This window comes from Microbacterium sp. ZW T6_19, assembly GCF_044987465.1.
GTDB classification, from domain to species: Bacteria; Actinomycetota; Actinomycetes; order Actinomycetales; family Microbacteriaceae; genus Microbacterium; species Microbacterium natoriense_A.
Window position 1 is genome coordinate 1 of record NZ_JBJDRH010000018.1, and the last position, 24,064, is coordinate 24,064.

General features: G+C 67.2%; 22 protein-coding genes. 4 read left to right on the top strand and 18 right to left on the bottom strand.

Annotated elements, in window-relative coordinates; genetic code table 11:
* Nucleotides 1-130: 130 nt before the first annotated feature.
* Nucleotides 131-1,000, top strand: a complete 870-nt coding sequence (locus ACI3KT_RS18150; RefSeq protein WP_307296230.1) for a fumarylacetoacetate hydrolase family protein — start codon at nt 131-133, stop codon at nt 998-1,000.
* Nucleotides 1,001-1,071: 71 nt separating this feature from the next.
* Here ACI3KT_RS18150 and ACI3KT_RS18155 read toward each other — a convergent pair whose 3' ends face one another.
* From ACI3KT_RS18155 to ACI3KT_RS18195, 9 genes are all read right to left on the bottom strand, one after another.
* Complete coding sequence (locus tag ACI3KT_RS18155; protein WP_292905808.1) at nt 1,072-1,371, bottom strand: DUF4190 domain-containing protein; 300 nt, start codon at nt 1,369-1,371, stop codon at nt 1,072-1,074.
* A gap of 104 nt (nt 1,372-1,475) precedes the next feature.
* Nucleotides 1,476-2,609, bottom strand: coding sequence for a LacI family DNA-binding transcriptional regulator (locus ACI3KT_RS18160; RefSeq protein WP_307296225.1), 1,134 nt, complete (start codon nt 2,607-2,609; stop codon nt 1,476-1,478).
* A gap of 53 nt (nt 2,610-2,662) precedes the next feature.
* The gene (locus ACI3KT_RS18165; RefSeq protein WP_292905804.1) at nt 2,663-4,501 is read right to left on the bottom strand and encodes a glycoside hydrolase family 3 protein; all 1,839 of its coding nucleotides are present in this window, start codon (nt 4,499-4,501) and stop codon (nt 2,663-2,665) included.
* Nucleotides 4,502-4,549: 48 nt separating this feature from the next.
* Entirely contained in the window at nt 4,550-5,437 is an 888-nt protein-coding gene (locus ACI3KT_RS18170; protein ID WP_292905802.1) for a carbohydrate ABC transporter permease, read from the bottom strand.
* Between the two features lie 4 nt (nt 5,438-5,441).
* Nucleotides 5,442-6,392 carry a carbohydrate ABC transporter permease gene (locus ACI3KT_RS18175; RefSeq protein WP_292905800.1) on the bottom strand — a complete coding sequence of 317 codons (951 nt, stop codon included), beginning with the start codon at nt 6,390-6,392 and terminating at the stop codon, nt 5,442-5,444.
* 4 nt (nt 6,393-6,396) lie between these two features.
* A complete protein-coding gene (locus tag ACI3KT_RS18180) occupies nt 6,397-7,662 on the bottom strand; it encodes an extracellular solute-binding protein (RefSeq protein WP_292905798.1) in 1,266 nt (421 codons plus the stop codon).
* A 176-nt stretch (nt 7,663-7,838) separates the two neighbouring features.
* Nucleotides 7,839-9,296, bottom strand: a complete 1,458-nt coding sequence (locus tag ACI3KT_RS18185) for an aspartate ammonia-lyase (protein WP_404905827.1) — start codon at nt 9,294-9,296, stop codon at nt 7,839-7,841.
* A gap of 78 nt (nt 9,297-9,374) precedes the next feature.
* A complete protein-coding gene (locus ACI3KT_RS18190; RefSeq protein ID WP_404905828.1) occupies nt 9,375-10,295 on the bottom strand; it encodes a phosphodiesterase in 921 nt (306 codons plus the stop codon).
* A 44-nt stretch (nt 10,296-10,339) separates the two neighbouring features.
* Nucleotides 10,340-10,918 carry a dihydrofolate reductase family protein gene (locus ACI3KT_RS18195; RefSeq protein ID WP_404905829.1) on the bottom strand — a complete coding sequence of 193 codons (579 nt, stop codon included), beginning with the start codon at nt 10,916-10,918 and terminating at the stop codon, nt 10,340-10,342.
* 71 nt (nt 10,919-10,989) lie between these two features.
* On the opposite strand from ACI3KT_RS18195, the gene ACI3KT_RS18200 reads away from it, so the two are divergent.
* The gene (locus ACI3KT_RS18200) at nt 10,990-11,556 is read left to right on the top strand and encodes a TetR/AcrR family transcriptional regulator (protein ID WP_307296207.1); all 567 of its coding nucleotides are present in this window, start codon (nt 10,990-10,992) and stop codon (nt 11,554-11,556) included.
* A 55-nt stretch (nt 11,557-11,611) separates the two neighbouring features.
* Here ACI3KT_RS18200 and ACI3KT_RS18205 read toward each other — a convergent pair whose 3' ends face one another.
* Nucleotides 11,612-11,947 (bottom strand): peptidase, encoded by a 336-nt coding sequence (locus ACI3KT_RS18205; RefSeq protein ID WP_292905786.1) that lies wholly within the window; start codon nt 11,945-11,947, stop codon nt 11,612-11,614.
* Nucleotides 11,944-13,356 (bottom strand): anion permease, encoded by a 1,413-nt coding sequence (locus tag ACI3KT_RS18210; protein ID WP_404905830.1) that lies wholly within the window; start codon nt 13,354-13,356, stop codon nt 11,944-11,946. Before ACI3KT_RS18210 ends, ACI3KT_RS18205 begins: the two co-directional genes overlap by 4 nt.
* Before the next feature lie 156 nt (nt 13,357-13,512).
* Between ACI3KT_RS18210 and ACI3KT_RS18215 the strand changes: the two genes are divergently transcribed.
* Both ACI3KT_RS18215 and ACI3KT_RS18220 read left to right on the top strand, forming a co-directional pair.
* Nucleotides 13,513-15,609, top strand: a complete 2,097-nt coding sequence (locus tag ACI3KT_RS18215; protein WP_404905831.1) for a S9 family peptidase — start codon at nt 13,513-13,515, stop codon at nt 15,607-15,609.
* 317 nt (nt 15,610-15,926) lie between these two features.
* Entirely contained in the window at nt 15,927-16,895 is a 969-nt protein-coding gene (locus tag ACI3KT_RS18220) for a hypothetical protein (protein ID WP_404905832.1), read from the top strand.
* Nucleotides 16,896-17,106: 211 nt separating this feature from the next.
* Here the strand turns inward: ACI3KT_RS18220 and ACI3KT_RS18225 are convergent, their stop codons facing one another.
* The 7 genes from ACI3KT_RS18225 to ACI3KT_RS18255 form a co-directional block, all read right to left on the bottom strand.
* Nucleotides 17,107-18,135: an ATP-dependent 6-phosphofructokinase gene (locus ACI3KT_RS18225; RefSeq protein WP_292905778.1), complete on the bottom strand. Its 1,029-nt coding sequence runs from the start codon at nt 18,133-18,135 to the stop codon at nt 17,107-17,109.
* Nucleotides 18,136-18,345: 210 nt separating this feature from the next.
* Nucleotides 18,346-20,490, bottom strand: a complete 2,145-nt coding sequence (locus ACI3KT_RS18230) for a DEAD/DEAH box helicase (protein ID WP_404905833.1) — start codon at nt 20,488-20,490, stop codon at nt 18,346-18,348.
* 205 nt (nt 20,491-20,695) lie between these two features.
* On the bottom strand, nt 20,696-21,646 hold the full coding sequence (locus tag ACI3KT_RS18235) for a bifunctional riboflavin kinase/FAD synthetase (protein ID WP_404905834.1): 951 nt from the start codon (nt 21,644-21,646) through the stop codon (nt 20,696-20,698).
* Nucleotides 21,643-22,056 (bottom strand): hypothetical protein, encoded by a 414-nt coding sequence (locus tag ACI3KT_RS18240; RefSeq protein WP_373426326.1) that lies wholly within the window; start codon nt 22,054-22,056, stop codon nt 21,643-21,645. Before ACI3KT_RS18240 ends, ACI3KT_RS18235 begins: the two co-directional genes overlap by 4 nt.
* Before the next feature lie 71 nt (nt 22,057-22,127).
* Nucleotides 22,128-22,496, bottom strand: coding sequence for a hypothetical protein (locus ACI3KT_RS18245; protein WP_292905770.1), 369 nt, complete (start codon nt 22,494-22,496; stop codon nt 22,128-22,130).
* Complete coding sequence (truB, locus tag ACI3KT_RS18250; RefSeq protein ID WP_404905835.1) at nt 22,493-23,386, bottom strand: tRNA pseudouridine(55) synthase TruB; 894 nt, start codon at nt 23,384-23,386, stop codon at nt 22,493-22,495. The genes ACI3KT_RS18245 and truB overlap by 4 nt, the downstream gene beginning before the upstream one ends.
* Nucleotides 23,387-23,414: 28 nt before the next feature.
* A complete protein-coding gene (locus tag ACI3KT_RS18255; RefSeq protein ID WP_404905836.1) occupies nt 23,415-24,059 on the bottom strand; it encodes a hypothetical protein in 645 nt (214 codons plus the stop codon).
* Nucleotides 24,060-24,064 lie beyond the last annotated feature (5 nt).

Genomic DNA, 24,064 nt, shown 5'->3' on the forward strand with positions numbered 1-24,064 from the left:
GGGGTGTACGGGGTGGGCTGGGACGGTCCTCCGGAACTCATAGACATGAGCATATTGCGAAGGCCCGCTTTCACCGGCTCTTAGTCCGTTCCTCCTGCGAAAGATCGCCGATCGCGACTACCGTAGTGATATGCGGTTCGCTCATCTGCGCCGTGCCGACTCCTCCACGGCAGAGCTTGCCGTGGTGGAAGGTGCCGACGCCATCCTCGTCTCAGATCTCCTACCCGACCCTCCCGCGACTCTTCAGCAGCTGATCGAAGGCGGCGACGAGCTTCTCGCCGCCGTGCGGGCTGCTGTCGTCGCAAGCCCGGCCCCCCGGCATCCGCTCGGAGAGCAGGCCTTCGCCTCCGCCGTGCTCGCACCGCCTGCCGTGCTCGCCGTCGGCCTGAACTATGCCGCCCATTCCAGTGAACTCGGTCTGAAGACCGACACGGCGCCGACGGTCTTCACCTTGTGGCCGAACTCCCTCACCGGGCACGGACAGACCACGTCCTGGCCGCGCGCGCTCAGCGAGGCGGTCGACTACGAGGCGGAGCTCGGCGTGCTGATCGGCACGCCGGCGAAGGACGTTGCGGAGGAGGACGCGCTGTCGCACGTCTGGGGTTACACCGTCGTGAACGACATCACCGCCCGCAACGTGCAGTTCGCCGAAGCGCAGTGGTCGCGCTGCAAGTCGTTCGACGGGTTCACGCCGACGGGTCCGTTCGCCGTCACCGCAGACGAGATCGCCGATCCTCAGGATCTGCACATCTGGACCGTCGTCGACGGCCACACCGTGCAGGACGCGACGACGGGTCAGATGGTGCGTTCAGTGGCCACCCTCATCGCTCACCTCTCGCAGTCGCTGACTCTGCTTCCGGGAACATTGATCTCCACGGGCAGTCCGGGCGGAGCGGGCTACTCCCGTGATCCGCAGATCTTCCTGCGTGACCGCTCCACCGTCACCGTCGCCATCGACGGGATCGGCGAGCTCACCACGCACTGCCGGATCACCGGCTGAGAGATGCGCAGACGCGATGAGGGCGGGGATCCGATCGGATCCCCGCCCTCATCGTCGTTTCGCCGGCAGCGTCAGCTGCCGTAGGAGCCCGAGGAGGCGGCGAGCGCGAAGATCGAGATCACGGCGATGATGCCCGCGATCAGGCCGAGCGCCGTGAGGATCCACCCCGCGATGATCGCGACCTTGGCCGGCGTGTTCTCGTATCCGACAGCCCGGCTCTGGTTCCTCGCGACGTACCCGAGGATCAGGCCGACCACGGACGAGACCACGAAGGTCAGGATGACCGCGACGATGCCGAGGGTCTTGCCGGGGATGGTTTCGGGAGCGGGCGAATACGGCGGCGTCTGCGCGCCGGGAACCTGATTGGTCATTTGTCCTCCAGTCGAACGGGTTGTGTGCGTCGACTCTATCCTGTGAGCCAGCTGAATGCCCATGGGGAGAAGGCCCCACCTGCGTGCCGCAGGGTGCGTGACGCTCACCGCGAGCAGCCGCAGCTCTCCCCGATCTGCAGACCGACGCCCAGACGCACCGTCTTCAGAGGCACCGAGCCGTCGCCCGGATCCGTGAGCAGCAGGTGCGCGGCGACGCGTCCCATCAGCTCCATCGGCTGACGTACCGTTGTGAGGGTCGGGGAGGACATGCGGGCGGCGAGGATGCCGTCGAATCCGACGATGAGCACGTCTCGTGGCGCCTCGATGCCCTCGGCTCGGAGGACGTCGATGAGGGCGATCGCGACCTGGTCGCTCGCGCACACGAGGGCGTCGGGAAGCGTGCCGGCACGTGCCCGGGCGACGACATGGAGGAACTCCGGCGACGAATCGAGGTCCACTCCGTCGAGGGCCTCTCCGACGACGCCGCCTCCGTGCTCGTCGAGGATCCGGAAGAACGCGTCCATGCGCTCCGCGTAGTCGTACGACAGATCGGCGCCGATCCAGCCGAGCGTGCGCACCCCGTGCTCCTCGATCAGGTGTCCGACCAGCATCCGCTCGCCGCCGATGTTGTCGACCAGCACACGGTGACCGTCCCCCGTCTCGCTGCTGAGCACGACCACGGGGAGATTGACGGCGACGGAGGCCAGCGACGCCATCGCCGACTGCCCGGGAAGCACCGCGAGACCGTCCACGCGTCCCGCGGTGTCTGCGACGTCGCGGACGTCGGTGCCGCCTGTGCTGAGCAGCACCGCCCGGCCGTTTCGCTTGCACTCGAGCACGAATCCGCGCTGAACCTCGTCGACGTACAGCGGGAACGTCTGCGGCTCGCTCAGCCGCGCGTCCTCGACGGCGTCCCAAGGGACGAGGTCGGCATCGAGGTCGAGCGTGTCGAGATCGACGCGTCTCTCGTGGGCGTCGGGCCGCTGCGGGAGAGCCCCGTCCGGCGGGCCGTCCAGCAGCATGTCGAACAGATGCAGACCCAGAACGCCCGTCCGGCCCCTCGCGAGGTTGCGCGCCGATCCGCTGGGCACATAACCGATCGCACGTGCAGCCTCGAGAACAGACGCTCTGGTCTCCGGCCGCACCTTCTCCGGGCGACGGAACGCGAACGACACGGTGGCGATCGAGACACCTGCACGCTCGGCGACGTCGTAGACGGTGGGGCGACTGGACGCCATGTGCACCTCGCTTTCTGGGCGATTCTACTGACGGCAGGGTCGCTGGGCGGCTTTCACGGCAGGGTGAGTCCCGTTCTCAGCGGATACAGCGGATCGGGCGTGTCTCCAGGGACATCCGTGCGCGATCTCCGCACAGCGTCCATCGAGCGGGGAATCTCCACGGGGAGGGTTCCACGCGGCCGGATGCGCCCGGACAGCGCGGCGAGGACGGCTTCGTCGGAGCTCCCGAAATCGACCGCGAGCGCGGCGGCGAAGGGGACGAAAGGAGTGAGGATGCCGGGGCGATCCAGGTTCACGACCAGAACGAGAGGGCACTGCTCCGCGATGCGCTTCAGACGCACGACGAGCCCCGGCGGGAACTCGAGAGATCCCTGATGGAACCACCTTTCGAGGAACAGATCGTCGCGCGCATCGAACGGAGCGCCGATGCGGACGATGGCGAGGTCCGCATCCTCCGGTCGCGACACGGCATCCGCCCGATCCTGCAGCGCTCCTTCGTGCAGCCCCTCCGCGTACACCCGCGGACGCGGTCCGGCGAACAGCGGCAGCGTCCCTTCGCGATTCTCGAGCACCGTGACCGATTCGGCCTGCGCGCGGAACCCCTGCTCTCGGAAGGCCGCCGCACCCACGATGCGCTCCGCCTCGTCCTCGTCGACGAACGGGTCGTCGAAGAGGCCGAGTCGGAACTTCACGAGCAGGATGCGCCGCACAGAGGCGTCGAGACGTTCCGCAGACACCTCGCCGCTCGCCACGAGCTCCTGCAGCAGCTCCACGCACTCCTCGCCGCCGAACTGATCGACGCCCGCATCGAGCAGCATCCGCATCCGTTCGATCGGCGACAGGTGCTCCACGCCCCATGCACGAGCCGGGAGGACCTGGTCGCCGACGTGATTGTCGTTGACGAGCTCCCAGTCGGTGACCACGACGCCGTCGTAGCCCAGTTCCTCGCGCAGGAGATCGGTGATGATCTGGCGGCTGTAGCCGAATCCGACCTCGGCGATCGGCTCGCCGTTGCGGACCAGACCGACCGGCATGCCGTAATAGGGCATGATCCCCGCCGTGCCGCGACTGATGGCCTCGACGAACGGCTTCAGATGCTCCTCGAATCGACCGCCCGGATAGACCTGCTCGCGCCCGTAGGGGAAGTGCGCATCTTCGCCGTCGAGCTGCGGGCCCCCTCCCGGGAAGTGCTTGGTCGTGCAGGAGACGCTCTGCGGTCCGAGTTCATCTCCCTGGAACCCCTGCAGATAAGCGGCCGTGATCTCCGAGACACGATCGGCGTCGTAGCCGAAGGTCTGAGCCTGCCGCCCCCACCTGGCTTCGGTGGGCAGGTCGATCTGCGGATGCAGCGCCGCCCGGATGCCCACCGCGAGATACTCCTGACGCGCGGTGTCGGCGAACCGTCGGATCAGGTCGATGTCGTCGATCGCGGCGAGTCCCATCGGTTCGGGCCACTGCGAGAACGGACCAGCCGAGAACGCGACTCCGGTGTTCTCCACGAAAGCGTGCCGCGGGTCTGTGCTGATCGTGACCGGGATGCCGTGAGGAGTCTGTTCGGCCAGCCGCTGCAGGTTGTTGTTCCACCGGGCCCCGTCGCGTGCGGTGCGCATGGCGTGGACGTTGAAGTGGTTGAGGTGCTTGCTCAGCACGACCTCCGAGGTCGGCGACTTCGAGATCGCGCCGGGCGTCTCGAGCAGTTCGCCGTCGGGTCCGATCTCGATGACCGTCTGGAACATCAGGCCGACCTTCTCCTCTGTGGAGAGACGGCCGAGCAGATCCTCGGTGCGCTCGGCCGGCGACAGGCGCGGATCTTCGTACGGATCCATGACGCCGTTGCCGTTGAGGTCGCGGTAGTCGACACCCTCGGCGGATGTGCGGAGATGGGGTTTCATGTGTCCTGCTTTCACTGGGCCGGAGCTGTGTCGAATGCGAGTCGTCGCCTACTTCAAGCCCGTCGTCGCGACGCCCCGGATGAACCAGCGCTGAAGGAAGACGAACAGGAGAAGGATGGGCGTGATGACCAGGACGGATCCCGCGAGCAGGAGACCGTAGTCCGTGGCGTTCTGTCCCGTCGAGTACAGCGACAGCGCCACCGGGAGCGTGTACATCTCCTCGGTCTGGGCGGCGACGAGGGGCCAGAGGAAGTTGTTCCACGACGACAGGAACGTGAGGATGCCGAGCGTCGCCAGCGGCGGTCCGCACAACGGCATGACGATGCGTGTGAAGATGCGCCACTCCCCTGCGCCGTCGAGACGGGCGGCTTCCAGCAGCGGATCAGGGATGCCCAGCATGAACTGCCGCATCAGGAACACGCCGATGGGTGCCGTCAGGAACGGCAGGATCAGACCGGGGAAGGTGTTCACGAGCCCGAGCTTGGAGACCATCACGAACAGCGGCACGAAGGTGACCACACCGGGCACCATGAGGGTGACCATGACGAGGCCGAACAGCATCTTCTTGCCGGGGAACTCCATCTTCGCGAGCGCGTAGCCCACCATCGAGCAGAAGACCATGTTGCCGAGAACCGTGACGACGGCCACCACGACGCTGTTCACGAAGAAGTGACCGAAGTCGAGCGGTCCGAACCACGCGGCGAAGTTCTCTCCTGTGGGGCTCTCCGGCCACCAGGTCGGCGGTCTGCGGAGGATCTCGCCCTGAGTCTTCACCGAGCCGAGCAACATCCAGACGAACGGGATGAGCCACAGCACGAGGCCGACGGCGAGAACGGTGTAGGTCAGCGCCCGTCCGCCGCCGCGGGTGCGTCTGCGCCGACGAGGGACAGGAGGCTGAGCGGTGGCGGCTGCAGGAGCCGCAGTGGATGTCGTCATGGCCTCAGTCCTTCGATCGGAGCAGGCGGAACTGCAGCAGGCTGATCAGGGCGATGGCGAGGAACAGCACGTAGCTGGCCGCCGACGCGAGGCCGTACTCGCCGAAACCGAACTGCTGGTACGTGTAGAAGGCGACCGAGAGCGTCGAGTCGAGAGGGCCGCCCTTCGTCATGACGAACGCCTCCTCGAAGAACTGCAGATAGCCGACGGAGATCAGAACGGCGCCGAGAAGCAATGTCGGACGCAGCAACGGAAGCGTCACGGAGATCAGACGGCGCCAAGGCGACGCGCCATCCATCGTGGCCGCCTCGTTGACGTCCTCGGGGACCGCCTGGAGCCCCGCGAGGAAGATCACCATGAGCGTGCCCACGTTGCGCCACACGGCCATCATGATGAGCGACGGCAGGGCGAACGCCGGGTCGTTGAGCCAGTTGGGGCCGTCGATGCCTACGACCGCGAGGGCCGAGTTCAGCAGGCCCTCCGGCTGGAGGATGTAGCGCCAGACCACGGAGATCGCGACGATGCTGGTCACGACAGGTGCATAGAAGCCCACGCGGAAGAATGCGACGATCCGTCCTCTTCCGCTGTTGAGCGCAAGAGCGAGCGCCAAGGCCACGATCATCGTGACCGGGATGCCGACCAGCACGAAAACGCCGGTCACACCGAGCGAGGTGAGGAAGCGCGTGTCGGTGAACAGCGTGAAGAACTGCTGCAGCCCCACGAAGTTGACCGCGAACGGCGAGGCGATGTCGCGTGCTGTGAAGTCCGTGAACGACATCGCGAAGGACCCCACGATCGGGAACAGCATGAAGATCGCGAACACGATGACGAACGGCAGCGCGAAGCCCCACGCGACGAGCGCCTGACGGCGGCGCCGGGTCGCGCCCAGGCCGCGTTTTGCGGCGCTGCGGGGACCGGTCAGGGTCCCCGCAGCGGTGGTGGTGGATGCGGACATCGGCTCAGTCGAGTCCGATGGCGTCGGCGTCGGCCTGCAGCGTCTTCAGCACCGCGGCGACGTCGCCCGTGCCACGGCGCAGCGACTCCAGCGCCTGGTCTCCCTTGGCAGCGACCTTGACCCAGCTGGTCGTGACGGGCGGCGCCTTGGCGGTCTCCAGCTGTGTGCCGAAAGTGGAGAGGCTCTTGTCACCGGCCACCGCCGGCTCTTCCCAGGCAGCCGTGGACGCAGGCAGGTCTCCCGTCGCCTCGAAGAATGCGGCCTGAGTCTCGGGCTGGCTGAGCCAGTCGACGAGCTTCCACGCGGATGATGCGTTGTCGCTGCCCTGGAAGACAACGAGGTTCGCACCGCCGCTGAAGGAGACCGAACCCTCGAGCGCCGGGAGGACCGCGGTCGTGTACTTGTCGGCGAAGCCTGCTCCGCCGACCGCCTCGAGCTGCCCGCGCAGGAACGGCCCTTCGACCACCATCGGCGCCGTGCCGTCGACGAACTCGGCCTCGGTCGAGCCCGGCGAGGTGTCGACGTTCGGATCGGCGATGCCGTCGGCGAAGAAGCTCTGGTAGTACTCCAGGCCCTTGGCCATCTCAGGTGTGTCGAGGGTCCAGCTCTTGCCGTCGGTCAGCTCCGCGCCTGCCGACCAGGGCATCCACATCGCGCCCTGGAAGGAGTCGTTGCCGGCTGGCAGGCGCATGCCCCACGTGGCGCCGCCCTTGCTCTGCATGTCCGCAGCCATCTGCGAGAGTTCGTCCCACGTCTTCGGAGCCTCGGTCCAGCCCGCCTTCTCGGCGATGTCGGTGCGGTAGTAGAGGACGCGGGTGTCGACGTACCACGGCACTCCAGCTGCCCGGTCGCCGACCTTGGTGGTGCTCAGAGCGCCGTCGAAGAAGCCGTCCGTGGAGATCTGCTCGGGCACAGTGGCGAAGGCATCGGAGAAGTCGGCCATCCAGGTGGTGCCCATCATCGCGATGTCCGGAGTGTTGCCTCCGGCGATCGCGGTCTGGATCTTGTTGTGCGCCGCATCCCACGGGATCGGAGTCACATCGATCTTCACATCGGGGTTCTTCTCCTGGAACGCCTTCACGAACTCGGGCAGGGCTTCGCCCTCGGCGCCCATCGCCCAGATCGAGATCGTGCCGGTGGCCGGTCCGTCATCGATCGTGGTCGCTTCGTCAGGGGCGCTGCCCGTGTCCTCAGCCCGGCCGCAGCCGCTCAGAAGGAGCGAAGCGGTCGCCAGCGCCGCCACTCCCCCGAGAATCCTCGTGAACTTCACGTCTTCCTCCTTGAATCGCCTGTTCGATCTATGCGCTTAAACTCGCACTACTCGCTATCTAAGCGCATAGATCAAAGGATCGCAACCCTCTTGAGACACGCACCGCGAGCCCGGATCAGCGCGGAGGACGCAGAACGGCCCCGACGAACAGATCGTCGGGGCCGTTCACGGGGGGATCAGATCTCGAGATCCTCGGGAGCGATGATCGGGATGGCGGCCGTCACGGCTTCGAGTCCCGACAGGCGAGCGGGTGAGAGCTGCTTGATGACTTCTTCGCGCGACATGAGGCCGGCCTCGACGACGAGATCGGCGACGTTGCGGTTGGTCAGCAGAGCCGTCTTGGCGAGAGCCGCGGCCGCGGCGTATCCGATGAACGGGGTGAGCGCGGTGATCACCCCGACCGATGCACCGACCATGGCGCCCAGCCGGTCGCGGTTCGCAGTGATGCCGTCCACGCAGTTCACGCGCAGGGTCCACATCGCCTGCCGCATCCATGTGATCGACTGGAAGATCGAATGCGCGATGACGGGCTCGAAGGCGTTGAGCTGCAGCTGACCAGCCTCGACCGCCATCGTGACGGTCATGTCGGCGCCGACCACCGCGAAGGCGACCTGGTTGACGACCTCGGGGATCACCGGGTTGACCTTTCCAGGCATGATGCTGGAGCCCGCCTGCATGGCAGGCAGGTTGATCTCACCGAGACCGGCCTGAGGCCCTGAGGAGAGCAGACGCAGGTCGTTGCAGATCTTCGACAGCTTGATCGCGTTGCGCTTGATCGACGAGGAGAACGACATGAAAGAGCCGGTGTCGCTCGTGGCCTCGACGAGGTCGGAGGCGGTGGCGAGGTCGAGGTCCGTGATCTGGCGCAGGTGCTTCAGCACCGCCGGAGCGTAATCGCCGTGGGTGGTGATGCCCGTGCCGATCGCCGTGGCCCCCATGTTCACCTCGAACATCAGGGCCGCGTTCTCGCTGAGCCGCTGATGGTCGTAGCCGAGCGTCGTCGCGAAGCCGTGGAACTCCTGGCCGAGCGTCATCGGCACGGCATCCTGCAGCTGGGTGCGTCCGACTTTGAGGACGTCGTGGAACTCCCCGGCCTTGCGCAGGAACGACCGGCGCAGCAGATCGAGTTCCTCGAGCATGGAGTGGAGCGTCAGCGAGAGGCCGATCTTCACCGCGGTCGGGTAGACGTCGTTCGTGGACTGGCTGCGGTTGGTGTGGTCGATCGGCGAGAGGTAGGCGTAGTCGCCCTTCTCGCGGCCTGCCATCTCGAGCGCGATGTTGGTGATGACCTCGTTCGCGTTCATGTTCGTCGAGGTGCCCGCACCGCCCTGGATCACGCCCACGGTGAACTGATCGTGGAACTCCCCGTCGATCACCCGCTGCGCGGCGCGGTCGATCAGGTCGGCTCGCTCCGCGTCGAGGACGCCGATCTCCTTGTTCGCGCGTGCACTGGCCTGCTTGACCATCGCGAGGGCGATGACGAGGTCGGGATAGACCGAGATCGGGCGCTTGGTGATTGGGAAGTTCGCGTCGGCACGGGCGGTGTGGATGCCCCAGTACGCGTCTGCGGGGATCTCCATGCTCCCGAGGGAATCGGTCTCTGTACGGGTGAGGGCGGGCGCGGCAGAAGCCATGTCACATCCTTGTGGGTCGTGGCGAGTGAGAGATTCGGGGGTGCTTCTAGTGTACGCCCGTTCAATGCGGCGCCCGGATCAACGGCCCGGCTTGCGCGAGAACTCCTCCAGCCGCTGCTCCGGGGTGAGCCGCGCCATCCGCTCCAGCCAGGCCTCCGAGAAGAAGTCTCCGGTCGGAGCGTCCGTCACCGGCACGACGGAGTGAGTGATGGTGTCGGGACGGACATGCACGATCTGGAATGACTGCGCGGCATCCATCCCGTTGACATCGGCCGCAGGACGGGCGACGTTCATGGTGTAACAGGTGGCCGAAGCGACGCTCACGGGCACTCCGGCGAAGATTCCGTGCGACGAGTAGTGCAGATGGCCGGCGAGGATGCCACGCACATCGGTGCCGCGGATGACCTCGGCGAGTTCGTCTTGATGCCGGAGTTCGAGGATGTCGAACAGCGGAAGATGGCTCGGCAGCGGCGGGTGATGCATGGCGAGGAGAGTGCCGTGCGGCGCGGGCTCGGCGAGCACGTCGGCGAGCCAGTCGAGCTGCGCGCCATCGATGTCTCCGTGGTGCCACCCAGGCACGCTCGTGTCGAGGGCGATCAGTCGCAGTCCGTTCAGATCCCACACGCCGGTGACCGGCTCTTCGCTGGGAGCCTTATCGAGCAGACCCGAGCGCAGCGCCGGCCGCTCGTCGTGGTTGCCGGCGACCCACACGACGATCGTGTCGAGCGCCGCAGCGACCGGTTCGACCGCGGCCCGCAGTCGCCGATACGCATCCGGCTCGCCCAGATCGGTCAGGTCGCCCGTGATGACGATCGCGGACGGATGCGGGTGCACCGCAGCGACGGCTTCGAGGGTGCGGGCGAACGTGCGATCGACGTCGTAGCGCCCGCCGAGCTTGGCACCGCCGGCGAGGAAGTGCGTGTCGCTGACGTGGACGATCACATGAGAAGCGGGCTGATGGCGGCCGAATGCGTATCCGGTCCTCTGGGACTCGCTCATGGCACCAGCCTAGGCGGCGGTGCCGACGTGGCGCCGCCGCCTCTTCAGCCGGCCGCAGAGCGGACGTACTCGGACAGCACGACCCCAGAGTCGAACGCTGTCGTGCCGACCTCCTCGAACCGCTCGGGCGCGTACGTCCGCGGGCCGAAGAGCGGGATGCCGGCGCCGAAGAGCAAGGGATTGCGCTTGAGCACCAGACGGTCGATCTGGTCGGAGAGAGTCGCAGCCAGGGCGCCGCCGCCGCACAGCCAGATCGCCCCGCCCTCCTGCTCTTTCAGCTGGCGCACAACGCGCCTCGGGTCGTGCGCCGTGACCTCGAGGCTCTCCCCGCTCGCGGTACGGGTCCGGGAGAACACGATCTGGCGGAGATGGCGATAGGGACTCGTGACACCGAACGGCAGTCCTACGGCGTAGGTGTTCCACCCCATGAGAACGGTGTCGAACATGCCCCCATCGCGCGAAACCCCGAGCGCGTCGGCGACGTCGGTCGGCACTGTGTCTCCGAAGCGCTCGTTGATCGCTGCCATGTGATCGCCCTCGCTGAGGAGCGCATCGAACTCCCCGTCAGGACCGGCGATGTAGCCGTCGAGGCTCACCGCCACGTAGTAGACCAGTTCTCGCATCTTCGCTCCAATCACAACACTTGTCGTAGTTGAGGGTACACCAGACGTAGTGGTTCCGCTATCATGACGGCATGGCGAAGAATGAGACCCGGCGGCGTTCACTGGCGGATGCTGGCCTCGCCGTGCTCGCCCGGGAAGGCTCGCGAGGGCTCACGCATCGCGCAGTCGATCTCGCCGCCGGCGTCCCCACGGGCACGACGTCCAACTACTTCCGCAGCCGTGATTCGCTCATCGCCGGTCTCGTCGAGCGAATCGGCGAACGCCTGGCCCCCTCGGAACAGGACCTCGCGCGCCGAGCATCCGAGACGCCGAGCGTCGCACTGTTCGCCGACTACCTGCGTGACATCGTCCGCCGCCTCAGCGCCGACCGTGAAGTGACCATCGCGCTGTTCGAACTCAGGCTCGAGAGCAGCAGAAGACCCGAGGTCTCCGCCGTACTCGGCGCCTGGCAGCGCGCGGGATTCGAGGGGGACGTCGAGTTCAACACAGCCGCCGGGCTCCCGGGCGGACGGAGGGAGATCGCCCTCTTCCACTACGCGATCGACGGCCTGCTGCTCGACCGGCTGACCACTCCGATCGACCCCGGCACGTCGACCGACGATGTGATCGACGATCTCGTGGCCGGGTTGCTCGGCTGAGCGCGATCGGGCCGCCTAGGCGATCAGGCTGACGACGCGGAGGAAGACGCCGCGGTCAGTGCCCGATCACGATGAGCGCGATCCCCGATGCGACCGCGAGAGCGCACAGGACGAAGCATCCGTAGGCGCCGATCAGGGCCAGCCGCTTCTCGCCCGCCGTGAGCGGACTCTTCTTGGCGGCCTTCGCCGCCTTCTTCTCAGCGCGCTTGAGGTCCTTCTCGGTGATCACGGTGATCGCGTCGGTGAACTCGGCCGGACTCACGACAGGCGCGCGACCGCTGCGGACAAGCAGGCGCAGCCCGATCGCGTAGAAGCCGACGATCGCACACGCGCCGACCAAAGCGGCGACGAACACCAGCAGGAATGCGTTCCAGTCGATCGCGACGCTCACAGCGACTCCCCCTTGCCGGAGTTCTTCTCGGCATCGGCCCCGGCCTTCGCCTTCTTGCCCGTCGACCCGGATTTGCCCTTGGCCTTCTTCTGGTCTTTGGCGGCCTTCTCTGCCTGAGCCTTGGCCTTCGCCGCCTTGTCGGCGTCGTCCCTGGCCTTCTTGGCGTCGGCCTTCGCCTTCTCGCGCGCCGCGGCGCGCGCCTTCGCCTCGGCTTTCGCACGCTCGATGCGCTGCTGTCGGCGCGTGGGCGGCGGTGTGTCGGGCAGCTCCACGGCCAGGCCCGACTCCGCGACATCGCTCATCGCGTTGGCATGGGTGACGGCATCCTTGCGCGAGCGGAGGAAGAGGCCGACGATGATCGCCACCGCGAGCACCGCGTCGACCGCGATCCCCCAGCCGCCGAGCCACTGGATCAGAAGCGCGGCGAGCGCGCCGACGGCTCCCGCTGCGGGAAGCGTGAGAAGCCAGCCGATGGCGATGCGCCCGGCGGTCCCCCAGCGCACGGATGATCCGCGACGGCCGAGACCCGAGCCGATCACCGACCCGGATGCGACCTGGGTCGTCGACAATGCGAAGCCGAAGTAGCTCGAGGCGAGGATGGTGGCGGCCGTCGAGCTCTCCGCCGCGAACCCCTGCGCGGGCTTCACATCCGTGAGCCCCTTGCCCAGTGTGCGGATGATCCGCCAGCCGCCCAGGTAGGTTCCGAGCGCGATCGTCACGGCACACGCGATGATGACCCAGAGGTGCGGATCGGCCTGGTCCTGGCTCTGCCAGCCGACGGTGATGAGGGCGAGTGTGATGACGCCCATGGTCTTCTGCGCGTCGTTGGTGCCGTGCGCCAGTGCGACCATCGACGAGGTGAAGATCTGTCCCCAGCGGAACCCGTCGCGCCCATCCGGCTTGTTGTCGTACCGCCGCGTGATCGAATAGGCGATCTTCGTGGCCGCGAACGCGATGATGCCGGCAGTTACGGGAGCGATGAGCGCAGGGAGGACGATCTTCGACAGGACCGCCCCGAAGTCGATGCCTCCGACGCCGACGCCGACCAGGGTCGCGCCGATCAGGCCGCCGAACAGGGCATGCGAGGAGCTCGAGGGGAGTCCGAGGAGCCAGGTCAGCATGTTCCAGGTGATCGCGCCGATCAACCCCGCGAAGATCATCGGGAGGAACGCGTCGGACACGCCGTCGTCGCGGATGATCCCGTGAGACACGGTCTGCGAAACCTCGGTCGACAGGAAAGCCCCGACGAGATTCAGCCCTGCAGCCAGCAGGACGGCGGTCTTGGGCTTGAGGGCTCCGGTCGCGATGGGCGTGGCCATCGCGTTCGCGGTGTCGTGAAACCCGTTGGTGAAATCGAAGAACAGTGCCAGTGCGATCACCAGCACGACGATGAGGGCTGCGGTTTCCACCGTTCGCTTTCGGTCGTTTGAGGAAGAAGGTGATGTCGACGGGATCGACGTGACGAACGAAGAGTTCATCGTGGGTTTGACTTCCGTTTACCGGCCCCGCTAAATCCTCCCATCCGGGCCGGGGCCGGTCAACTCGACCTGGGCTAGCGTGGAACGGTGACTGACGCACCGATCGCCGCCCGACGCCCGACCTCCCGCACCCATCACGGCGACGCCTTCGAGGACCCGTACGAATGGATGCGCGACAAGGAGTCCGCCGAGGTGATCGCACACCTCGAATCGGAGAACGCCTTCACGGATGCCGCCACCGCGCATCTCGGCCCGCTGCGCGAGCAGTTGTTCCAGGAGATCAAGAGCCGCGTGCAGGAGACCGATCTCTCGGTGCCGACCCGGCGCGGCGACTGGTGGTACTACAGCCGCACCGAGGAGGGAGCGCAGTACGGCATCCACTGCCGAACCGCCGCAGCCCCGGACGACTGGACTCCTCCCGTCCTCGAACCCGGAGTCGCCGTTCCTGGCGAGGTCGTGCTGCTGGACGGCAACCTCGAGGCAGAGGGCCATGAGTTCTTCTCGCTCGGCGCCTTCGACACATCGGATGACGCGACGAAGCTCCTCTGGTCCACCGACTTCGACGGCGATGAGCTCTACACGGTGCATGTGCGCGATCTCGTCACGGGAGAGACGCTCGAAGATGAGATCCCGAACACTGGCAGCGCGTTCCTCACCCCCGACGGCACTGGTGTCATCTACACGACGCGCGACGAGGCCTGGCGGCCCGACACGCTCTGGCTGCATCGCCTCGGCACCGACGTCTCCGACGACGTGCAGCTGTTCCATGAGCCCGACGAGAAGTTCTGGCTCGGCGCCGGGATCACCCGGAGCCGGCGGTACCTCGTGATCGCGGTGGGGTCCAGCATCACGAGCGAGGAGTATCTGGTCGATCTCCACGGCGACCTCACTGCCGAGCCCCGTGTCGTGTGGCCTCGAGCCGAAGGCGTCGAGTATTCGCTCGAGCACGCCGTGGTCGGCGGCGAGGACCGCCTGTACATCCTGCACAACCAGGACGCTCTGGACTTCGAGCTGGTCTCCGTGCCGGCATCCGCTCCTCAGAGCGAGCGCCGCGTGGTGCTGCCGCACACTCCTGGGCGGCGCCTGCTCGGCATGGACGCCTTCCGCGACTTCGGCACGGTCGAGTACCGCAGCGAAGGACTCGAACGAGTCGCACTACTGGACTACGCCTCGAACGTGCTGGAGGACGTCTCCTTCGATGAGCCGTTGTACTCGGCCGGGGTCAGCGGAAACCCGGAGTGGCACGCGCCGTTCCTGCGGCTCGGTTACGGCTCCTTCGTGACGCCGGGCACCGTGTACGAGCTGGACCTCGCCACCCGGGAGCTCGTTCTGCGCAAGCAGGCGGTCGTGCTGGGTGGCTACTCCCCCGCCGATTACGGCCAGGAGCGGGCGTGGGCGACGGCATCCGACGGCACCCGCGTGCCCATCTCGCTCGTCTGGAAGCGTTCCTTCGGGGAGCCGGGGGCGTCCGTTCGCCCCGTGCACCTGTACGGCTACGGCTCGTACGAGCACTCGATCGACCCCGGTTTCTCAGTCGCCCGCCTGTCGGAACTCGATCGTGGCGTCATCTTCGCCGTCGCGCATGTGCGCGGCGGCGGCGAGATGGGCAGGCAGTGGTACGAGGACGGCAAGCTGCTGAGCAAGCGCAACACGTTCACGGACTTCGTGGCGTGCGCCGAGCACCTGATCGCGAGTGGCGTGACGTCAGCCGAGCGGCTCGTCGCCGAGGGCGGCAGCGCCGGAGGCCTTCTGATGGGGGCTGTGGCGAATCTGGCACCGTCGTCGTTCGCCGGGATCCTCGCGGCCGTGCCGTTCGTCGACGCGCTCACGACGATCCTCGACCCCTCTTTGCCGCTCACCGTCATCGAATGGGACGAGTGGGGCGACCCGCTGCACGACGCGGAGGTGTACGCGTACATGAAGTCGTACACGCCATACGAGAATGTGCGCGCCGGCGTCGAGTACCCGCGCATCCTCGCCGTCACTTCGCTGAACGACTCGCGCGTCGCCTACGTGGAGCCTGCGAAGTGGGTAGCCGCGCTGCGCGAGGCCGGAGCATCCGACGTCCTGCTCAAGTGCGAGATGGTCGCCGGTCACGGCGGCGTGAGCGGTCGGTACAACTCCTGGCGCGAGCGCGCGTTCGAACTCGCCTGGCTCCTCGACGTGCTCGGTCTCGCCGAGTAGCGGGCTGCCGCCGTCGGCTGCGATCAGAATCGAGCCCAGTCACGCCAGTGGTGGTCTCTTACCGCGCAGGCCACCCCAACTGCGACCAAGGTCGACGCCGGTCACGACAATGGTGACCGGCGTCGATCTCTGGCCACCAGTGAGGTGACCGCACTCGCGAACAGTGGCGGAACTGGACGGTCACGGATGCCAGCGCAGCCGCCGGATCGACCGATCACCTCATCAGGGTGAACGCGACCTCTCCTGCACAAGCACGCCGAAGCAGAGTTATCCACCGAAGGCGTGAGCGGCGCGCTGGATGAGGTGTGATCAGGAGCATGTCGCGTGCGCAGCCCCTTCCGCCTCCTCTGGGCGACGGCGCCTTCCGCATCGCCGAGGCGCGTGAGCTCGGCGTGAGCCGTTCACGTATGCGTGCCAGCGACCTCGTCGCCCCTACTCGCGGCGTGCGGGTGCTGCGGCGGCCGAGCGATGCGGTCGATGTTGTCTCAGAGACGCCGTCGCAGCGCATGGAGCGAGTCCAAGGCGATCTGCGGCGTCGCGCCGAGGAGTTCGCTCCCGCGCTGACTCCCGATCAGTTCTACAGCGGCGCAACCGGACTGGCACTGCTTGGGGCGCCGATCCCCTACACGACGGCAGATCAGCTCGAACTGCACGTCGCGGCACGCCACCCTGCCGGCAAGCCTCGCCGAGCAGGAGTCTCCGGGCACCGCCTGGGCGCCAGGCCGCCCGACCGCTGGCTCGTGCGTGGACTCCCGATCGAGCATCCGGCACGTCTCTGGCGTCAGGCCGCTGAAGACTGGCGGCTCGATGATCTGATCGCCGCGGGCGATCATCTCGTCCTACCGCGACGGAGGCTTGTCAGCCTCGCCGACCTCGAGGACGAAGCCGCCGCGTCGACTCTCAGAAGCGCGCTGCTAGTCCAGGCGCTGGCCGAGATTCGCATCGGCGCGGAGAGTCCCGGCGAGACCAGGCTTCGCCTGCTGCTGACGAGAGCGGGACTTCCACTCCCCGAACTGAACTGGAATCTGTCGCGCGATGACGGGCGCTTCATCGCCCGCCTCGACCTCGCTTGGCCCCGCTACCGCGTAGCGAGCGAGTACGACGGGCGAGTGCACGCGTCAGACGAGCAATTCGCCCGCGACGCCGACCGTTGGGACGAGATCCGCGACGTGGATTGGAACCTCGTTCGTGTACTCAGTCACCATGTCCGCCCGTCCCCTCAGGTCGCGGTCGACAGAGTCAGCCGCGCCCTGTTCGACGCCGGGTGGCGCCCCGGACGCGACTGAGGCCGCTGGAGCCGGCACTTCCACCGCTTCGGTCACGCATCCGGCGGGATGACGCCACGCAACCCGCCCAAACTGTGACCGTCCCGCGGGTTCAGTCACGCATCCGGCGAGATGACGCCACTCAACCCGCCACAACTGTGACCGTCGCACGGGTTCAGTCACGCAATTAGCGAGATCGCGACGCAACCGCGCATCCCCCGAAGACCGGAGCTCAACCGAAGAGCGTCGCCGCGGCGTCGTAACGAACCTGAGGAACCGTGTTCAGCTCGCCCAGCGCATCGGCGAAAGGCACTCGCACGATCTCGGTGCCCTGCATGGCGACCATCTGGCCCCACGCGGCGTCCATTACCGCATCCGCGGCGTGCATGCCGAGGCGAGTCGCAAGCACCCGGTCGAACGCCGAGGGCGCTCCGCCTCGCTGGATGTGACCGAGGATCGTGGCTCGCGTCTCGATGCCCGTGATCCGCTCGATCTCGGGTGCGAGCAGGTCGCCGATGCCGCCGAGACGCGGGCGGTTGAAGGCATCGAGCCCCTTGTCGCTGTACGCCTCGTCCATGTCGCGGAGCTTGAAGCCCTCGGACACCACGACGAGAGGCGCCCGACCACGGTCGTGAGCGCTCGTGACGAGGTCGGCGATCTCGTCGATCGACATCGGGACCTCGGGGATGCAGATCACGTGAGCACCCGCGGCCATGCCGGCGTGCAGGGCGATCCAGCCGACGTGGCGTCCCATGACCTCGGCGACCATGCAGCGTCGGTGCGAGTCGCCCGTGGTGCGCAGGCGGTCCATCGCGTCGGTGGCGATGTTCACGGCCGTGTCGAAGCCGAAGGAGTAGTCGGTGGCGCGCAGGTCGTTGTCGATCGTCTTCGGGACGCCGAGCACGTTGATGCCGTCCTTGGCCAGGCGATCGGCCGCGGCGAGCGTGCCCTCGCCGCCGATGGCGATGATGCCGTCGATCTTGTGCCCGTACAGCGTCTTGGCGATGTTCTCGGCGCCGCCGCGCTCTCCCTCGTAGGGGTTGGTCCTGCTGGTGCCGAGGATCGTGCCGCCGACCTTGGAGAGACCCTTCACGTCGTGGCGTGTGAGCGGGAAGAAGTCGCCGTCGACGACCCCGCGCCAGCCGTCACGGATGCCGACGAACTCGAGGTCGTACGCACGGGTGCCCTTGAGCACGATCGCGCGGATCACCGCGTTGAGTCCGGGGCAGTCGCCGCCGCTCGTGAGGATGCCGATCTTCATGCTGCCGCCTTCGGTTGTTCGGGTAAGTGAGGGGGGAAAGGCGACGTTGCCTGCGAACGACACTAGCGCCCCACAACGATCGAGCGCCATTCTCGGCGGCGAAAACGGCAAATCTTGCCGCCAAATCCGGACCTTGTGCCAGAAGTTCGAGAACAACACCGGATTCGACGGAAATGGGTGTTAAGAACCGAAATTCTTAACACCCATTTCTCACGCTGCGGCGAGGGCACCTCGCAGCAGATGCATGAGCGCCGCCAGCTGAATCGGCTCGGCGGCGACCTCATCGACGGTCTCGCCGTCGAGCGCGCGCGCAGCGAGGCCGTGCTTCTGATCGATCAGCTCCGCGATCTTCGTGTCGATCGTGTGCGCGGCGATGATGCGCCAGGCGGTCACCGGCTCATCCTGGCCGATGCGGTGCACCCGGTCGATCGCCTGCGTCTGCTCGGCGGCCGTCCACGACAGTTCGGCGAGCACGACGTTCGACGCCGCCTGAAGGTTGAGACCGACGCCGGCGGCCGTGAGCGAGCACACGGCGATCCCGACACCCGGATCGCTGTTGAAGTCGTCGATGGCCTGCTGCCGCGCCGTCGAGGTCTGATCGCCTCGGATCGACACCGAGCGGATGCCGGATGCTGCGAAGTGCGCTTCAGCCCGGTCCATCACGTCGATGTGCTTCGCGAAGAACACGACCTTGCCGACGGAGCGCTGCAGCTGTGCGGCATAGTCCGCCGCGAGCTGAGCCTTCGCCTGGCCGATTCGGCGCACCATGGTGAAGACGTTGTCTCCGCCCGTGCCCGCCGCTTTCGACTCCTCGAGCTCGTTCAGAGCCACGAGCCTGACGATGTCCTCGTCGATCTCCCCGGGCGCGAGCCCCCGGTCGCCGCGAGCCTCGATGATGCGCCGGTAGCGCGCAGCCAGGCGCTCGCCCAGCTCTCGTTCCGCCTGGCGGATGCCCCGCCCGAACTCGTCGTCGAGCTGCACCGGCAGATCGGCGATGAGCTTGTCGGGCAGATCTGCCGCGACGTCCTTCTTCTTGCGACGAACGATGCCCATCGAGATCACCGCGTCGCGAGCCTCGGGGTAGAACGCCTTGTCCGCCGGCGTGAAACCTGTCGAGTCGAGTTTCTCCATGAGTTCGGGACCCGGCTTCTCCCCAGTGGTCCACCCCAGGAACCGCCAGATCGCGTCGAAGTCCTCGACGTCGTTGATCAGCGGGGTTCCGGTCAGGGCGAGCATGAGCGGGTTGCCGCCTGGCGTCTGCTCGCGCACTCGCGAGGCGAGCGACAACACGTTCTGCGAACGCTGCGATGACAGGTTCTTGATGAAGTGCGCTTCGTCGACGACCATTCCGCGCAGGCCGATCGAGGCGAGCCACGACAGGTGCCGGTCGAGGATCTCGTAGTTGACGATGAAGATGTCTGCGAAGGCGTCGATGTCGCCGCCGTCACCCTGGATCACCGTGGCCCGACGCTGCGGCGTCCAACGCTCGACCTCGCGCGCCCAGTTCATCTTGACGACGTTCGGGACGACGGCGAGCAGCGGGTAGGCGCCGGCGACGGATGCTGCGAGCACCGACTGCGCCGTCTTGCCGAGGCCCGGCTCGTCAGCCAGCAGGAAGCTGCGGTGGCCGCCGCGGACGGCTTCGAGGAAGCGCGACTGGTGCACCATGACCTCGAGCCCCTTGGGCGAGACGTGATCGAACTCGGGGGCGGGAGGCAGCTCCATGCTGGCCGCGGATCCCCCGGCGCCGGTCTCGAACGCCTTGTAGAGGGGGCCCATGAGCTCCCAGCCGTCGAGCCGACGTCGCGGAGTCGCGGTCGAGCGGGGCGTGAGGTCGGGGGCGAGGAAGGGATTCGAGAGCTGGCGCGCCTCGACGGAGGGCGGAGTGACCTGACGCTCGGCGATGGCCGCGGGTACGACAGACACCTGCACGGGTGCGACATCCGCGATGATGAGCTCCTCGGGCGCCAGCTCGGCACCCGACTCGAGCAGCCAGTCCCTGCGCATGCGCTTGGCCACGGGAGACGTGGCCTGATCGGCCTCGAGCAGCTGGATCAGAGAGGTGTCGCGCGCCGCCGTCTTGGCGAGGATCGTCGCGACGCCGTCGAGCCGCTTGAGCAGCTCCGAGCGAGCGGCGTCGCCGATCTCGACATCCGCCTTCACTCTGGCGCGTTCCTCGCGCACGAGGAATGCGATCACCTGGAACTTGACGCGATTCGTCGGACCGAGTTTTCCTCGCTGAGACTTCGCCTCGATCTCGCGCACTTTGCGCGCCAGGATCGGGATCAGCGGTGCCTCGTCATCGCGACGAGACGTCTTCCTGCGCCGCGTGGCGGCTGGTGCCGTGGTCGGCATGCTCCTCCTGAGCGTGGAGGCCACAGCATCCGCGGGATGCCGGAGCCGTCTTCGATGTCCGCGTGTGGCGCGAGCCAGGACCGTGCGGACCGTAGTACGGGTTCCCGTCGACGCACGAAAGACTTGCGAGGATCACTGGGAACCAAGCGTCAGTCTACGCCATGAGGGCGGGCGCTGGTGCCGCGGGACACGCAGAGTTCACCTTCTACGCCTCGGTGCCGAGCACTCGTCGAGCGTCGATCACGTCGTCGGCCATCTGCAGTTTGAGCTTCTCGATGCCTTCGAAGGCGACCATGCCCCTCAGTCGCTCGACGAACTCGACCGTGACGTCGTGCCCGTACAGGTCGAGTCCGGTCTCGTCGATCACGTGCGCCTCGACCTGACGGACGAGCACGTCGTCGAACGTGGGGTTGGTGCCGACCGAGATCGCAGCCTGATGGCGGATGCCGGTGTCGTGATCGACCAGCCACCCCGCGTACACCCCGTCGGCGGGAACGAATGCGTCGGTGATCGTCGACAGATTCGCGGTCGGGAAGCCGAGTTCGCGTCCGCGTTTGAGTCCGTGCACCACTTCACCGCGGACGTCGGGATGGCGACCGAGCACATCGGCGGCGGCGCTGACGTCTCCGGACATGAGCAGTTCGCGGATCCAGGTCGATGAGACCCGGCGATCGGAACCGGGCAGGTAGACGTCGTCGACGATCTCGACGCTGAACCCGCGACTCGGCCCCATCTCGGCGAGAAGTGCGGGCGTTCCCGCTCCCCCACGGCCGAAGCGGAAGTCCTCGCCGACGAGCACCGTCGACACCTTGAGCGCCGCCACCAGGATGTCGTCGACGAAGTCTTCTGCGCTGCGCGCAGCCAGCTCAGCGTCGAAGGTCAGGATGAGAGTGGCGTCGAGCTCCAGCTCACCCAGCAGCTCGAGCTTCCGCTCGACCGTGACGACGTTCTCGGGACAGCGATCAGGGCGCAGCACTGCCAGGGGGTTGCGGTCGAAGGTCACGGCCACGGCACGCGATCCGGATGCCGCGGCTTGGATCTTGAGCCGTTCGATCACCGCCCTGTGCCCGGCGTGCACACCGTCGAACTTGCCGATCGCCACGGCCGACGGCCCGAAGTCGACGGGGACCTCGCCCGGGTCGCGGAAGACGATCACGCGGTCACCTCGACCCGATGAGTCTCCGCGACCGCTGGCCTGTGCGTGCGAAGCCACCACAGACCGAAGATCGGCAGCACCAGCGGGATGAACACATACCCTCTGCCGAACAGCGACCACACGGTCTCGTGCTGGAAGAGCTCGGGGACGACGAGGCTCAGCACGCCGACGACGATCACCCCGGTGAGCTCGAAAACGATGGCGATCCAGGCGACGGCATACCAGCCTCTGCGCTTGGCGAGAACCAGAGCGAGTGTGGCGAGGATGTAGACGACGGCCGCCACCGCAGACAGCGAGTACGCGAGCGGCGCCTCATCGAACCGGCGGAAGATCTGCACGAAGCTTCGGCCGGTCGCAGCCAGCGCCATCACGGCGTAGACGATCACGAGGACACGACCGATGCCGGTCATCCGAGAAGGGGGTGCGGGGGTGCTCATAGCTTCGTCCATCCTAATCCGCGACGGATGCCGTGGCTTCGCGCTCAAGCGAGTTGAACGGTCCAGATGACCTGCATGCGCCACAACATGATCGCGATGGCGAGAGCTGCCACTCCGAGGATCACCGTGCTCCAACGACTGCGCTCCATCAGCGCCCAGAGCACGGCTCCGATCGGCAGAAGCACGGCCGAGACGAGATAGACCCAGTACTCGAGCAGATCACCGGTCGGAGGGTTGCCTGCGAGCGGCGCGATGATCGCGACGACCACCTGCGCGATCAGCAGCGCCTCGACGACCGCCAGGGCTCCGACCGTCACGTCGCTGGGGCGACGCCCTGTGAGCCCGGCCACGATGCAGAGCGATCCGGCAGCCACGGCGACGACGACCTGAGCGACAGTGAACCAGAGGATCATCGGACGGCCTCCGGCATGTTCATGGCACTCTTCAGGTCGGCTCCGCGCTTCTCCACGACTCCGACCAGCATGCCCTCGTCGTCGATAGCGGCCGCCAGAGCGCCGTCCAGTCGAGACGCCTGCCCGGCGAGGCGCTTGCCATGCCGAAGATCGCGGGCGTCGTCGGCCGTCACGTCCAGAGGCTGCAGCACACGAGCCGCCGCCTGTGCGGGGCTCAGCAACGGTGCGCCGTCGAGATCGTCGATGCCGACGGCATCCGTCACGTCGAAATCACCCACCCTCGTGCGCCGGAGCGCGGTCAGATGACCTCCGACGCCCAGTTCGGCGCCGAGATCGCGCGCGAGCGAGCGGATGTAGGTGCCCGAGGAGCAGTCGACGACCACATCGAGGTCGACGACCCCGTCGCCGTCCCGTCGGGTGAGCATCTCGAAGCGCGACACGGTCACCTGTCGAGCCGCGAGCACGACCTCCTCCCCCGCGCGAACGCGGTCGTAGGCGCGCCTGCCGTCGACCTTGATCGCGGAGACCGAGCTGGGAACCTGCGAGATCACGCCGGTGAGCGAGCTGATGCCGTCGGCGATTCGCTCCTTTGTGACGGCAGCCCAGGTGTCAGCGGAAGCCCGGGTCAGGATGTCGCCATCCGCGTCGTCGGTTCCCGTCGTCTGCCCGAGCCGGATCGTGGCCTCATAGGTCTTGTCCGCACCGACGACGTACGTCAGCAGACGCGTCGCACCCTCGATGCCGAGAACCAGGAGACCCGTCGCCATCGGGTCGAGCGTGCCTGCGTGCCCGATCTTGCGGGTGCCGAAGGCGCGCCGGGCGCGGGCGACGACATCATGGCTGGTGAGGCCTGCGGGTTTGTCGACGAGGAGGATGCCGGGCGAGACCATCCCTCAAGCCTACGATGCGCGCGGATTCTCAGCCGCACACCTCGTATGACGGCTGCTCTCCGATGGTGACGACGACATCGGATGCTCCGGCTGCGCCTTCGCGGTACTCGAAGAAGATGTGCGCCTCCGCGTCGCCTGGCACCTTCAGCCACGTTCCGGCTCCTGCGGACGCCACGCCCTCCTCGGCGTCGGGATACGCCGCGAGCACCTCCTCCGTCGTGGCGCCGACTCCGAGCCCCTTGTCCGTCACGGGAGAGGGCACAGCCACCGGCGTCTCCGCAGCGGTGTAGACCGAGATCTCCCGCACCGGCGCATCCTCGCTCTCCGTTCCCCGCACGAAGAACACGCCGTAGCTCGAATCGTCGGCGTTCCACCATGCGGTCCAGGAGCAGTTCTCGTCGTTCGTCCACGTCGGCGGCAACTCGGCCAGAGTCTCCGCGAGCCGACCGCCGATCTCGATCGGTCCCACGCCCTCCTCGCTGATGATCCAGGTGGTGGGGTCCTCAGAGTCGGCTGAGGGCGACGACGAGGGTTCAGGCGATGGCGTCTGCGTCGCCGTCGAAGTCGCGCTCGAACCGGGTTCCGCCTCGCCTGCTCCGGGCGCGCAGGCTGTACCCATAGCCAGCACGAGTCCGGTGATCAGCACGATCGCGCCACGCTGCCGTGTGTTCATCATCA